Raw genomic sequence first — 14,478 nt, forward strand, 5'->3', positions numbered from 1 at the left:
CTGGTTCAGGGCGGCGTTAGCCGTGCTGGGCGTCATTGCCAAGGCAGCGAACAGGAGCGCTGCCGAAGCTATGACCTTCTTGGTCTCCGGGCGGTCGGCGTCGACGACCACCTCGCGGGCCGTCAGCACCGTGAGCCCGGTGGAGTTCCGCCCCAGCAGCAGGCCCGCGGCCTCGGCGGCGCTCCCCACCTTGACGCCGAGGACGCCCAGCACACCGGACTCCAGCCGCTCGCGGTACCCGAGCCCCGCCGGATCGTCCATGCGGTAGGGGTTGTTGCTGACGAGCAGAGCCTGGGGCGCGTCGATGACGGCCGCCCCTCCGGTCTCACCGGCCTTCCCGGTCTCACCGGCCTCCCCGATCCGGGCGGTCAAGCGCGGTCCGCGCTGGTGCGTGAGCAGTTCGGGCAGCAGCTCCAGCGTCGTACGCACCTTGTCGTCCCGGTACTCGGGGCTCTGCACGACCGCCGCGTACGCCCCGAACGAGGCGTTGTTGACGAAGGGGTGACCGTCGGCGAAGCCGAGGTCGACGCGGAGTTCGACTCCGTCGGTGAGCGCGTCGAGGCAGCCGGCGGGGTCGTCCCGGTCGAGCCCGAGGTCCATCGCGAAGTGGTTCCGGGTCCCGGCGGAGACGACGAGGAACGGCAGCCCGTGCTCCGCCGCGACGGCGGCGACGAGGGCCTGCGTGCCGTCACCGCCCGCCACCCCGAGCAGATCCGCCCCGCCCGCGACGGCGCGCCGGGCCAGCACGGTGACGTCCTCCACATGGTCCGGGTCGAGGAGATGGACGCGCGCTCCGAGCCGCTCCGCCTTCTCCTTCAGCCCGAACCGCTCGACCTTTCCGCCCCCGGACCGCGGATTCATGATGAGAAAGGGGCTGGCAGGGGCGGGAGTCCGGAACTCGGGCACGCGCACGACATGCGACTTCGTGCTGCTGAGCGCGAACTTCCCCGCCCAGACCGCGAAGCCCCACAGGCCCAGGGACACGAAGGCGACCCACAACAGGTTCGCGGTGGCGAAGATACCGACCACGGCGACCGGTGCCGCGAAGGCCAGCGCCCCGGCCGCGCCCCGGGCCGGTCCCCTGCGGGTCAGCACCCACCACAGGGCGGCCACGGTCACCGCCGTGCCGAACACTCCGACCACCACCAGGAGCAGACTCCCTGCCCCGGCGTACGCGAGCGGCAGCAGGACGGCGAGACCGGCGGCCGTCAGGGCGCTGCGCGCCGCCCACCGCTGCCGGGCATGCGCCCGCCCGTCGAGATCCAGGCCCACGCCCGTCGCCTCCCTCTGCGGGGAAGGGTCCGCCGCTGCCGTTCCTGTTCTCCGTCAGGGCAGCAGTATGCCGTTCCCGGAACGGACTTGACGTTTCCTTGACCTCACCACAGACTCCACCTTTCACCTCATCTCCACCGAAGGAACATTCGAATAATGAAGAGATCCGCGCTGTCGCGCACCGGCGTCGCAGCAGTCGTGTCGGCCCTCTCGCTCGCCCTCATAACCGGCTGCTCGGACAGCGGTTCCGACTCCGCGTCGGACGCCGGCTCGGGCGACAAGGCCGGCACCAAGGAGCCTGCCGCGGCAGCGAAGACCCTCAGCGACAGCGAGTTGGAGAAGCTGATCGTCGCGTCGGCCGACGTCAAGGGCTACAAGGTCGGCCCGGCCGACCAGTCCGACGCGTTCGCCTCCTCCAAGGAGGAGCTCAAGGTCGTCGACGAGAAGTGCGCGCCCCTCGCGTACGTCCTCACCGGGTTCGCGCCCGGCGACTCGACCGCGTACGTGAACCGCATGGTCCAGGAGGACCCGACGGCCAAGCCGAGCGCGTCCCCCACCAAGAACATGGACGACATGACCGAGGAGGAGATGGAGGAGGCGCTGGGCTCGATCACCGACTCGCTCGGTCTGACGATGACCATCGTCTCGCTCTCCTCCTACGAGGGTGACGGCGCCGAGGAGACCATGTCCTCGGTCTCCGCTGCGCTGGAGGGCTGCGGCGGCGGGTTCACGATCTCGGCGGGCAAGGAGCCCCAGAAGTTCACGAAGATCGAGGCGGAGAAGGCCTCCGGGAGCGGCGACGAGTCGCTGGCGTTCGCGGCGACGGCCGACGCCGAGGACGGTGGCTCGCCCACCGTGCACGCCGAGGTCGTGCGGCACGGGAACACGGTCGCCACGTACTACGCGATCAGCCTCGCGGCCCTCGCCGACGACGCCAAGACCGGCGCCTACAACGTGCCGCCCGCCATCATCAAGGCCCAGACCGCCAAGCTCGGCTGAGCCTGCTCCTGATCTGCTCCTGACCTGTTCCTGATTCTGGATTGAGTGCGCTTGTCGCGAGGGCGGGCCCGGTTCTCCGGTCCGCCCTCGCACGTGTTCACAGTTTGCTGATGTCCAGGTTCGCGATGGCGGTCTTCGCGACCTCACGACCGCGCTCGGTGAAGTCGCCCCTGCCCGGATAGCCGATCATGAGCTTGTACATGTCGCCGGCCTCGGTCTTGTAGTAGAGGACCTGGATCTCGCGGGGACGCGGGTTGTCGGTGTCCGTGGTCGAGTAGACGACGGTGTTCCGGGCGGCCTTGCGCTCCTTGTACTTGGTGTCCCGGGGGTCGCTCCTGGGAACGGGTTCGGCGGCCATGCCCAGGCCGTAGGCACCGCTCTTCTTGTACGTGTCGTTGTCCTCGTACATCTCGGCCGACGCCGTCTCGGCGATCCCGTCGGCGGTGTCCTCGGCCTTCTTGTCCAGGGTCAGACTGATCCAGACGGCACCGCTCAAGTCGGTGTACTGGACCCAGTGTTCGTCCTCGGCGGCGTCCTTCTCGGGCACCGACTTCTGATAGCCGTCGGGTACGGCCATCGTCGCGCCCAGGGCCTTCACGTCCCGCGTCTTCCAGTCGTCCGGGAGCGGCCCCGCGAACGGGTCGCCGAGCGCCAGAAACGCCGACGCCACCACCGCCACGACCAGCGCCGCACCGATGCCGATCCACGCCTTGCGGCCGATCCGGATCGACCTGCCGGCCGGACCCGCGAACTGGACGACCTGGGTGGGCTGGACCGACGCCGGCCGGGGCGGCTCGGCTGCCTGTTCCAGAAGTCGGCGGACCTGCGCGGCGTTCGGGCGGCCCGCCGGGTCCTTGTTCAGGAGGCCGTTGATGGCGTCGCCGAGCGGGCCCTGGGCCGTGTTGGGCGCGGCCGGCGTGGCGTTGAGGACGGACTGGAGCGTCGCGGGCGTGTTGGTGCGGCGGAACGGCGACACGCCCTCCGTGGCCGCGTACAGGACCACGCCCAGCGACCAGAGGTCCGAGGCCGGCCCCGGCCGCTGGCCCAACACCCGTTCCGGCGCGATGAATTCGGGCGAGCCGACGAAGCCGCCGGTGTCGGTCAGGTTCGTCTCGCCCTCGATCTGGGCGATGCCGAAGTCGGTGAGGACGACCCGGTCGTTGCTGCCAAGGAGCACGTTGTCGGGCTTGACGTCGCGGTGCAGGATGCCGGCCGCGTGGGCGGCCTCCAGCGCGCCCAGGACGTCGAGGCCGATTCTCGCCGCCTCACGCACCCCGATCGTGCCCTCCTGCAACGCCGCACCGAGCGAACGCCCCCGCACCAGCTCCATCACGATCCACGGCCGGCCGTCCACGACCGCCACATCGTGCACGTTCACGACCGACGGGTGGTCGAGCCGGGCCGCGGCACGTGCCTCGCGGCGCATCCGCTCGAAGGCGTTGTCGCGTTCGCGCTCGGGAAGATGGTCCGGCAGGCGGGGCTCCTTGACGGCGACCTCCCGGTCCACCGTCTCGTCCTTCGCCCGCCATACGGTCCCCATGCCGCCGTGGCCCAGCTTGGCGAGCAGCCGGTAGCGGCCGGCGATGAGCCGCCCGGCACCCGGGTCCTGCGGCGCCTGCGGCCCTTGGTTCGACGGCGGCACCTGCTGCGCCTGCGGCACTTGCCGCTCGGGGACGACCTGGGTGGGTGCCGCGTACGGATTCCCCGGGTACGGAACGCCGGGGGCGACGCCACCAGGCTGGGGCGGTTGCAGACCAAAACTCGTTGGCTCGTCCGGCCCGTAAGGGGATCCCCCGCTGCTGCTCATGGGTCCATCCCTATCGCGGCAACGGCTCGGGGTACCACCCCAGACGCTTTCCGGTCACAGACCCGTGACTCACGACGTTCCTTATGTTCCTTTTATGAGTTCATCCGGCGTGCGCGGTCCCGGGGTCCTGGGTGAGGCGGTACCCGTAGGGCGCGGTGCCGGTGGTGGCGGGCGGCGGGGACGGGCTCGGGGTGCGGGTGACGGTGACCGTGGGCCCGGGGCTCACCGACGGGCTCGTCGTCGCGGAGGTCGTACGGGACTCGGAACTCGGGGGCGGCGTGGGCCCGTCGCTCCCGTCGTCGTTCATCAGCAGGGCGGCCGCCGACACGCCCGCCACGGCCATCGCGGCGACGAGCGTTGCCGCGATCAGCACGTTGCGCATGGACGATAAGGAGGTTCTCGGCCGCAGCGGCCCATAGGCCGGTCGCGTCGATGACGTCGGTGGCATCGAAGACGTCGAAGGCATCGGGCGGGCCGGCGAGAACACCGGCTCCCGTCTCGCCGACTCCCGTCTCGGCACGTGCCGCCGCGTCGGCGTGTACCCGGGCGCCACGGGCGGCGTACGGCCCGTTTCGAGGAACGCCCGCAGCAGCCGCTCGGCCTCCACCGCGTCGAGCCGCCGTTCCGGATCACGCTCAAGAAGGCCTCGTACGACGGGAAGCAGCGGGGCGGCAGCGGCGGGCGGACGTATCTCGTCGACCACCACCGCGTGCAGGATTCCGCCCAACGAGTCCCGCCTGAACGGCGATTCGCCGCTCAGGGCCGTGCAGAGCAGCGCGCCGAGCGACCACAGGTCCGACTCGGGGCCGGTCCTGACCCCGGACATCCGCTCGGGCGCCGTGTACTCGGGCGACCCGACGAACGACCCGCTCTCGGTGAGCGTCGTGGCGCCCGCGACCTGCGCGATCCCGAAGTCGGTGAGCACGACGCGGCCCTCGTCGGTGAGGAGGACGTTCGCGGGCTTCAGGTCGCGGTGCAGAACGCCCGCGCCGTGCGCCCTGCGCAGCGCGCCGAGGAGGTCGATCCCCATCCGGGCCGCCTCGGCCGCGTCGACGGGCCCGCGCCGCGAGATCCGCTCGGCGAGCGAGCCGCCGCCGATCAACTCCATGACGATGTACGGGCGTTCGTCCTGCTCGACGACGTCGTGCACGACGATGATGTGCGGATGGCTCAACTGCGCGACCGCGCGTGCCTCACGCAGTGTGCGCTCACGCTGGAGCCGGGACTCCTCCGCCGTCAGCGAGGCGTCGAGGGCGAGTTCCTTGACCGCGACCTGCCGGCCGAGGAGTTGGTCCGTGGCCCGCCACACGACGCCCATGCCGCCCCGGCCGAGCCTGGCCTCCAGCCGGTAACGGCCCGCTATGACCCGGACGTTCTCCCCCTCGGTCCCCATACGTCTCATCATGCCGCACCGGACGGAACCCCTCCGGGGTGCTGCGGCCGGGGTGGCCGACAAGCGACGTACGCGGCGAGTACGCAGCCGCCCCGGTCGCCACTGTGCTGACGCGGGACGGTCGCCGGGGTTTCACCGGACCGGTCATCGGGCCGGTCACCGGGCCGGCGGCCGCCAGCTGCGCAGGATCGCGTCGAAGCGCTCCCGGGCGGTCGCCCAGTCCGTCGCGGGCGCCGACATGTAGATCACGTACTCGACGCCGTCGCGGCTGAGATACGCCTGCTCGATGGCCCGGCGCGGGCCGGGGAACTTCGTGTCCTTCGGCAGCGCGGTCCAGGTGAAGTCCCACAGCGCGCCCGGGCGGTCGCGGAAGGTGTTGGACTCCAGGCTGACCCGCCGGTAGTCCCTCAGCCGCGCCAACTGCTGTTCCAGGTCGAGCAGATGTGCGTCGGGGCTGTCGAAGTCCGGGGAGTCGTCCATGGCGATGCGGACGAAGTGCTCGCCGTTGTCGGGCGTGTAGTCGACCTGCTGTCCCTCGACGACCTGCCGCTTCCAGCCCTTGGGCAGGGCGAGGCTGAAACCCTGGACGTCGTTGACGCGTTTCCAGCCGTCGGGGACGGCGTCCGGCCCGGTCTGGTTCCCCTGCCCGCCCTTCGTCGGGGCCGAGGAGGACGGGGAGGACGGGGAGGACGAGGACGATGTTTCGGTCATCCAGCCGTCCGCGTACATCATCGCCGCGGCGCCACCGCCACCGACGAGGGCGGCCAGGGCCACGACGAGGGCGACGGTACGGCCTCGGCGGCGCTTCCGCGTACCGGCCGCCGACTGCTGGTGCACGGTGGCACCGGCCGGGTCCGGCACCGGCCGGCCGTTGGCACCGTAGGTGTCGTGAGCGCCGTGGGCACCGCTGGCGCCGTAGGTGTCGTGAGCACCGTAGGCATCGGGAGGGCCGTACATGTCAGAAGGGCCGTAGCCACCTTGGGCCCCTTGCCCGACGGCCGGGGCTCCCTGGCCGATTTGCGTGCCGTGTGCCCCATAGGCGCCCTGAGCTCCTTGAGCACCATGGGTGCCATGGGTGCCATGAGAGCCGTGGGTGCCTTGGGGCCCGTGAATGCCCGGGGTCCCATGAGCACCCTGGGGCCCGGCAGCCCCTTGGGTCCCGGCCCCGGCAGACCCTTGGGTCCCGGGAGCACCCTGAGTCCCGGGAGCGCCCTGGGGCCCCAGGTTCCCGAAAGCACCCGAGGCTTCCTGGGCGCCCGGTCCGTCGACCACCTGCTGAGTCGTCGGCACATAGGCCTGCGCCGAGCTCGGCGCCCGCCCCTCCGCGGCCTCGGCGAGCATCTGCTCGGCCTCCTCCGCCCCGGGCCGCTCGGCGGGATCCTTGCGCAGCAGCGCGGTGATGACGGGTGCGAGCGGACCCGCGTTACGGAGCTCGGCGGGCTCCTCGCCGACCACGGCCTGCATGGTGGTCAGCGGTGTGGTCCGCCGGAACGGCGACCGCCCCTCGACCGCCGTGTAGAGCGTCGCGCCGAGCGCCCACAGATCGGCGGACGGGCCCGGATCGTGGCCGCGTACGCGCTCCGGCGCCAGATAGTCGACCGAGCCGACGATCTCGCCGGTGCGCGTGATCGTCGTGTCGCCCTCGACCTGTGCGATCCCGAAGTCGGTGAGCAGGACGCGCCGGTCGTCGGCGAGGAGTACGTTGCCGGGCTTGATGTCGCGGTGCAGTACTCCGGCGGAGTGCGCGGCCCGCAGCGCGCGCAGCACCCACAGTCCGATCCGGGCCGCCTCCCGGGGCTCGATACGCCCCGCCTCCTTGACCGCGTCGGCGAGCGAGTGCCCCTCGACCAGCTCCATCACGATCCACGGACGGTTGTCGTGCTCCAGTACGTCGTGCACGGTGACGACGGCCGAATGGTTGATCCGGGCGGCCGCGCGCGCCTCCGACCGGGTGCGGGCGAGGAGGATGGTCTGTTCGCTCTCGGACACGTACAGCGCGGCCGTCAGCTCTTTGATCGCGACGGCGCGGTGCAGCACCTCGTCGTGCGCGCGCCACACCCGGCCCATGCCACCGCTGCCGATGGCGTCGACGAGCCGGTAGCGCCCCGCCAGAAGCAGGCCCTGCATCTGATTCACGTTTCCCCGCAATGGTCTTGACAGGGTCAGACTAAGGACCGGCCTGCGCCCAGGGAACCGGCGGGGCCCTACGGAGACAGCACTGTGACGGTTGGTCCGTACGTGAACGAGCCGCCGCCTCCGGATGACCGGGCGTCAACTACCGAGCGGGGTCAACCGGTGACCTGATAGGTCGCCGACGCCTGCTCGTACAGCCGCGACACCTCGTCCCGCTCCGCCTCCGGTCCGAGCACCTGCACCACGTGGTAGCGCCCGTCGACGATGATCGCGAGATTGCGTACGAAGACCTCGCGCCCGCCCGAGTCCTGCCAGGTGAACTGACCCTCGGCCATGACCCGTCCGCCCACGTCTATCCGCCGCATCCCGCTGGACGTGGCCCAGGTCGAGTCGCGGAACGGCTGCAACTCGCGCTCGTCCTCGCGCTGGTACGTCATCGGGTCGCTGCCGTACTCGCTGGTGCTGTCCCGGCCGGGCACCACCAGCAGCTCGAAGTTGCCCTGGGAGTAGACGACTTGGCCGCGGCCGTTCTTCCCGGTCCGGTCCCAGCCGTTGGCGACCGCCACGCTGAAGCCCTCGGCGTCCTTGCGCAGGGTGAAGCCCTGCGGGAGCTCGGGACCCGTGGTCTGGGTCGTGGAACTGGACGACTTGGTAGGGCTGTTCGTAGGGCTGCTGCCCTTGTCCGGTGACTTCTCGTCCTTCGGATCCGTGCCCGCGTTCCCGTCCGTGCCCGTGCCGGTCCCCGCGTCGGCGTCCGAGGAGTGGCTGGGGGCGGGGCTGACGACGTCCCCCGCGGCACCGGTCCGCTCACCGTCCGTCTCGGCCTTGGGCATGAAGGCCATGGCGTACGCGACGGCCGCGGCCAGGACGAGGAGAATCAGCAGAAGCAGGGTGCGGCCGAGCCGACGGGGCTTGGCCTGCTTCTTCTCCGGTCGGCCCCGCTTGTGGCGGCCGTGCCGGTCGGGCAGCCCGGCGCGCCGCCTGCGGACGAGCTCGCCCCGGCGGCGTACGACGGGCAGCCGCTTGGGATCCACGGGCGGCGCCGCCACGACGTACGTCCCCGCCTCCGGCTCGGGCGCCGACCGCACCAGCGACCGCAGCCAGCCGCGCAACTCCTCGAAGTCCAGCCGCTCGGTGGGGTCCTGGCGCAGCAGCGACTCCACGACCGGCCGGAGCGGCCCGCACTCCTCCGCGTACGCGGGCGGCTCCGCGCACACCAGCTGCACGAGCTCGGCGGTGCTCTCCTCCGGGTACGGCGCATGCCCCTGCACGGCCCGGAAGAGCAGGGCACCCAACGCCCACAGATCGGTGGCCGGGCCGATCGGCGCGGCCAGCTGCCAGTTCTCGTGCACGGGCCCGGCCTGCTCGGGCGCCCACCGCTCGGTGACGGGGCCCACGACGGCCATCCGCGCCTGCCGCGCCCGCTCGGCCGCCAGCGCGGTGGCGGGGCCTCGGTGACCGGCGGGTGCGGGGGCGAGGTCGCTCCACTGGCCGGCGCCTTCACCGGTGGCCTGGTCGCGACCGGTGGCCTGGTCGGGCCGGTGCCCGGCCCCGCCGCCTGCCGGTACGCCGCTTCCCGGGAAGCCGGGACCGCCCTGGGCGCCGAGTCCTGACGGCTGGGTTCCTGCTCCGGTCGCCGGGGCGCCGGTTCCGTATCCCTGTCCCTGAACGCCTGCTCCGGTGCCCAAGGCCTGAGCGGGGCCCGCGTACTGCCGGGCCGCGGTGCCGTTGCCGTTCCCGGCGCGGGGCATGCCGATTCCGTTCCCGTGGAACCCGGTGGCGTCGCCGCCGCTGCCCGGTACGCCACCGCCGTTGCCGCCCCCGGGAGTACCGCCGCCGGGAAGCGCGGAAGGCTGGTTCTGACCGTTCCCGCCCGCTACGGGGGCGGCACCGCGCGGTGCCGCCCCATGCCAGGAACCCGGTCGCCCCACCCCGTACGGATCGGCGATCTGTCCGGGTGGCGGAGTGTGCTCCAGTCCGACCCCGGGGGTCTGCGCGCCCGGGCCATCGCTCCCGGCGGGCCGTGACCGCGGGGCGGGCAGGGCCGCGCTCTGTCCGCCCCGCTGCTCTTCCTGCACGCGGGCCGCGGCTCGCGCGCCCGCGCGGTAGGCCGCGATGGCCCCGGCCCGCGCGGCCCGTACATCACCGCCGGGCTCCAACGCCCGCTGTCCGGCAGCCGACGCCTGCGAAGCCTGCGCGACAGGCAGCGGCGAACCCGCGCCGCCCCCACGCACCGCCTCGACCGCGGCCCTGCCACCATCGCCGCCAACACGCGCCCCGGATACACCACCTGAGCCCGGACCTGGTTGGCCTGTCGGACCCGCCGGACCGGTCGATCCGGCCGGGCGGTACTGCCCGGAGGGCGGACCCACCGAACCAGCGACCGCCCCGGCCGCCCCTGGCCTCTGCGCCTCACTCCCGCTCTCGCCCTCACCCTCGGCAGGCGGCACCGGGTCATACCCGCACAGCGCCTCCTCCGCGGCCCCGGCGGCAAGCCCCGTGAGCATCACGCGCCCGTCGTCACAGACGAGCACCGTGCGCGCGGTGATGTTCCGGTGCACCCAGCCGTGCGCGTGCAGCACCCGCAGCGCGGTCAGCACGTCGGCGGCCACCTCGGCGGCCCGGTACGGACTCAGCGGCCGGTCCGCGAGCAGCGCCGCCAGTGGCCGCGCGGACACCAGCTCACTCACTATCCACAGCGACCCGCCCTCGGCGAACACGTCGAAGACCTGGTCGAGCCGGGGATGGTCGGGAATCTGGGCCGCGGCCTGCGCGGCCTCGATCGCCCGTCGCACCGCGGGTTCCGTGGGCCGCCGCGTGGTCCGCGCGGACGGCCGCCGCACACCGGCGTCCCGCGCCACGAACCCGTCGGGCAACCCGTCCGCGTCGAGCACCTCCGCCTCGACCACCTCGGGCAACGGCACCTGCCGGACCAGGACTTCCTGTCCGCTGTAGGTGTCGAAGGCCCGGGTCTCGGCGAGTTCGTACTCGTCCGACGGCGGCAGCGGCAGACGGTAACGGTCGGCGAGCACCCGTCCCGCATAGTCGTCCACGATGCCTCCCCCGGCCGCCCGGTTGGTCAATTCCGTTCGCCATGCGTCCCGTTGTGGCTACAGATGTGCCTGCGTACGGTCCGCAACCATTCACGATACGTGCCGGAGGCAAGCCGCAGTCAGGAGATGCGAGATCTCAGGAGTCCCATGCCCCTCAGGACTTCGGTTGGAACGACTTCGTCAGCGTCTGCCACGTGTCTTTACGAAGCCCGCTGTCCCATTTCGAGGCCTTCGCGGTGTACATGAGCCCATATCCCAGGCTGCTGTCGACGACGAGTCCGCGGTCTATCGACCGGTACTTCGTCCCACCCTCCACATAGGTGAACTCCCAGTCGGCCGTGTTCCAGCCGCGGTAGTCCACCTGCTCTATTCGGATCCGCTGGTACTGCGACCGCCGCATGGCCCGCTCCTGGTTCTTCCAGTCCGCCACCGGGTCGTCCTTGGGCGTCGTGGTCCAACCGACCAGCAGCTTCTGCCCGTCCGGGCCGGCGAACCGGTCCCCGGCCGCGCTCGTGGACTGGAACTTCCACCCCTTCGGCAGCCCGATCGTGAACCCCTGCCCGCTCCTGTACGTCGTCACGGTGCCGTCGCCCGAGCCCGAACCCGAGCCGGACTCGTCGTCCGGGCTGCTCGACGCACTTACGCTCGGGCTCGCGCTGGGCGAGTTCTCCGGGGTCGCGCCCCCGCCGGCCGAGTCCGTCTTCTCACCGCTGTCCGTCTTCGTACCGCTGTCCTCGTCCTGCTTGGTGTCGTTCCCCGCGGTCGCTCCGCTGGACACCGACTTGTCGTCGCCGTTCTTGTTGTCCTGCGACCCGTCATCGCCCCCGCCACTCAACGTGACGGCGAGGATCGTGCCCAGCACGGCCAGGACGACGGCCACCGCAATGATCATCAGCGTCCGCCGGGGCACCACATCCGTGAGCGACGCCCTGGGCGCACCGGTTCGCACGGGTGCACCCCCAGCACCCCCCGAAGCCCCGCCCACCGCACTGGAGTTCGCCCCGGAAGCGGCGGTGTCCCGGGTCTTCGCCGCAGCGGGCTCTCCCGTCCCGACAGAAGCGGACCCCGCAGAAGCGGACCCCGCGGCAGGAGAAGCAGCAGCCGGAGGAGGGGTGGTGGCAGGCGAGGCAGTGGGAGGAGCAGCGGGAGAAGCAGTGGGAGTGGTCGCGGCCGCAGCCGCCTTGCCCTTACCGCCCGTTTCCTCCGCCGTCCGGTCCGTCTTCTTCCCCGGAGTGGCCACCGCGGCAGCTCCCGCCGCCGCCCCGGCACCCCTGCCCTTCCGCACGGAGCGCAACGCCCCACGCAGCCGCTCCCCGGCCTCCTCGCCCTTCTTGCTCCCGGTCTTGCTCCCGACCCCGGACCTACCGCCCGAACTCCCCTTCCCGGAAGGGATGTCCGAAGGAATGTCCGGCAGCGGCACGACCTTCGTCGCGTCCACCGGCTCCGGCTCGTCCTCCTTGGGCTCGGGCGCGTGGATCACCTCGGTGAGCATCGCCCGCGCCCCGGCCTCGTCGAGCCGCTGCTCGGGGTCCTTGACGAGCAGCCCGTAGATCACGTTCTCCAGCGGCCCGGCGTTCTTCGGCTGCTCCACCGGCTCCGTCATCACCGCGGTGAGCGTCGCTATGGCGGAACCCCTGTCGTACGGCGGCACACCCTCCACCGACGCGTACAGCAATCCGCCGAGCGACCACAGGTCGGCCGCGGGCCCCGGCTTGTGGCCACGCGCCCGCTCCGGCGAGATGTACGAGGGCGCACCGACGAGCATGCCGGTCGAGGTGATGGACGGGTCGCCCTCGACCTGCGCGATACCGAAGTCGGTCAGCACGACCCGGCCGTCCTCGGAGATGAGCACGTTCGACGGCTTCACGTCCCGGTGCAGGATGCCCTCACGATGCGCCGACCGCAGCACGTCGAGCACGGCAAGACCCACCTCCGCCGCGCGCTTCGGCGTGAGCAGCCCGTCCTCACGGATCGCCTCGGCGAGCGACTTGCCCTCGACAAGTTCCATCACGATCCACGGCCGGTTGTCCTCGTCGACCACGTCGAAGACCGTCACCGCGCCGTTGTTCCGGATCCGCGCGATCGCCTTGGCCTCGCGCAACGTCCGGGTGATCAGCCGTCGCTTCTCTTCCTCGTCGATGCTCGACGGGAACCTCAGCTCCTTGACGGCGACCGTACGACCCAGCGTCTCGTCCTTGGCCCGCCAGACCGTGCCCATGCCGCCGCGGCCGAGGACTTCTCCCAGCCGGTACCGCCCGGCGAGGAGACGTTCGCTCTTGTCCTGACGGGATGCCCCGCCCCGCTCCGCCTCCGACATGCGTCCCCTCATGCAACCCGCCCTGACAGAGCCTCCATTGTCACCCACCCCGGCACCGCCCGGCGCCCAGGGTGCCTCTCAATCGAGGAGTACCCCGCATTCGAGCCATCGCCGGCACCGGGAGCATCCACACCCGAGCCACCTCTCATACGGGCCCCATCGCTCGCCCGGGCCCCGCCCGTCGCCCGGCCCGGGCCGTCCCCGATGATGAGCGGCGACGAGGAAGGAACCCGATGCCACCCCTGAGGACGCTACTGGCACTTCCTGTGTCCCTGGCCCTCCTCGGCCTGGCCCCGACCGGCTCGGTGGCTGCCGGCCCGCCACCGTCGGACACCGTCCTCAGCCGGTTCGTCGGCCGTGGCAAGGCACCGGCCGCCGCCCTGCTGGCCCACGAGGGATCGGTCTCGCGCTTCGCCCACGCGGAACCCGAAGCCGAAGCCGAAGCGGCCACCAGGCCTGACGCCGCGTCGGGCACCGCCGCCCCCGCCCCCGCCGACGCCATCCGCCCCACCGACCGCTTCCGGGCCGGCAGCATCACCAAGACGTTCATCGCGGCCGTCGTGCTGCAACTGGCCGCCGAGCACCGCCTGTTCCTGTCCGACTCGGTGGACTCCCACCTGCCGGGCCTGGTGCGCGGCGCGGGCACCGACGGTCGCGCCCTGACCCTGCGCGCCCTGCTCACCCACACCAGCGGCCTCGCCGACTTCACCGCCGTCACCCGGGGCTCAGTCCCGCTCACGCCTGTTCAGGCCGTACGCATCGCACTCACCCTCCCCCAGTCTCGACTTCGCTCGACCGGGGGGACCCCCATCCCGGCCCCACGCGGCCTCTTCGCCTACTCCAACACCAACTACGTACTGCTCGGCATGATCGTCGAGCAGGTCACCGGCCGCTCGTACGCCGCCGAGGCCATGCGTCGCCTCATCACTCCCCTTCGTCTTACAGGCACCTCCTTCCCTGGCTCCCGCCGCTCGCTGCCCGAGCCGCACGGCCGCGCGTACGCCGCCGACGGCTCCGACGTCACCGATCTGGACCCGCGCGTGGCCGGCGCGGCGGGCGAACTGGTCACCACGCTCGCCGACCTGAACCGCTTCTACGCGGCCCTGCTCGGCGGCGACCTGCTGCCGCCCCGCCAACTGCGCGAGATGCTCGACACCCGCACCGCACACGGCTCGTACGGCATGGGCCTCTATCCCGTGAAACTCCCGTGCGGCACCACGGTGTGGGGACACAACGGCCGCATCGCCGGCAGCTACGTCCGGACCGCAGCCACCCCCGACGGCCGTCGGGTCCTCACCTTCCGCGTGAACACGGACGCGACGGCAGACCCCGACCTCGAACCCGCCCTGCTCGCCGCCGAGTTCTGCCCCCGCACCTCGTAGAACGGCCGGGTTCCGAAGAAAGATCCCAGGCCAGGACACTCGTTCGAGTGACATCAACTCGGACCACGAGCCTTCGCCCCCTCCCCCGCGATCACTACCGCGGTCTCTACAGAGGTCTGCAC

At 71.9% G+C, this 14,478-nt stretch carries 7 protein-coding genes and 1 pseudogene; 2 read left to right on the top strand and 6 right to left on the bottom strand.

Annotation, left to right across the window (positions count from 1 at the left end):
• A partial coding sequence (locus AB0I18_RS17025; protein ID WP_363106275.1) for a diacylglycerol kinase family protein occupies window positions 1–1,272 on the bottom strand: 1,272 nt, incomplete at its 3' end.
• 156 nt (window positions 1,273–1,428) lie between these two features.
• On the opposite strand from AB0I18_RS17025, the gene AB0I18_RS17030 reads away from it, so the two are divergent.
• A complete protein-coding gene (locus AB0I18_RS17030; RefSeq protein ID WP_363106276.1) occupies window positions 1,429–2,271 on the top strand; it encodes a hypothetical protein in 843 nt (280 codons plus the stop codon).
• A 97-nt stretch (window positions 2,272–2,368) separates the two neighbouring features.
• Here the strand turns inward: AB0I18_RS17030 and AB0I18_RS17035 are convergent, their stop codons facing one another.
• From AB0I18_RS17035 to AB0I18_RS17055, 5 genes and pseudogenes are all read right to left on the bottom strand, one after another.
• Window positions 2,369–4,078, bottom strand: a complete 1,710-nt coding sequence (locus AB0I18_RS17035; RefSeq protein ID WP_363106277.1) for a serine/threonine-protein kinase — start codon at window positions 4,076–4,078, stop codon at window positions 2,369–2,371.
• 121 nt (window positions 4,079–4,199) lie between these two features.
• A pseudogene (locus AB0I18_RS17040) lies at window positions 4,200–5,471 on the bottom strand (serine/threonine-protein kinase); the annotation flags it as partial.
• 156 nt (window positions 5,472–5,627) lie between these two features.
• Window positions 5,628–7,598: a protein kinase gene (locus tag AB0I18_RS17045; protein ID WP_363106278.1), complete on the bottom strand. Its 1,971-nt coding sequence runs from the start codon at window positions 7,596–7,598 to the stop codon at window positions 5,628–5,630.
• A gap of 161 nt (window positions 7,599–7,759) precedes the next feature.
• Window positions 7,760–10,657, bottom strand: a complete 2,898-nt coding sequence (locus tag AB0I18_RS17050) for a protein kinase (protein WP_363106279.1) — start codon at window positions 10,655–10,657, stop codon at window positions 7,760–7,762.
• A 154-nt stretch (window positions 10,658–10,811) separates the two neighbouring features.
• The gene (locus AB0I18_RS17055) at window positions 10,812–12,974 is read right to left on the bottom strand and encodes a serine/threonine-protein kinase (RefSeq protein WP_363106356.1); all 2,163 of its coding nucleotides are present in this window, start codon (window positions 12,972–12,974) and stop codon (window positions 10,812–10,814) included.
• Between the two features lie 233 nt (window positions 12,975–13,207).
• On the opposite strand from AB0I18_RS17055, the gene AB0I18_RS17060 reads away from it, so the two are divergent.
• The gene (locus AB0I18_RS17060; RefSeq protein WP_363106280.1) at window positions 13,208–14,356 is read left to right on the top strand and encodes a serine hydrolase domain-containing protein; all 1,149 of its coding nucleotides are present in this window, start codon (window positions 13,208–13,210) and stop codon (window positions 14,354–14,356) included.
• Window positions 14,357–14,478 lie beyond the last annotated feature (122 nt).

It is taken from the genome of Streptomyces sp. NPDC050704 (assembly GCF_040654355.1).
Taxonomy (GTDB): domain Bacteria; phylum Actinomycetota; class Actinomycetes; order Streptomycetales; family Streptomycetaceae; genus Streptomyces.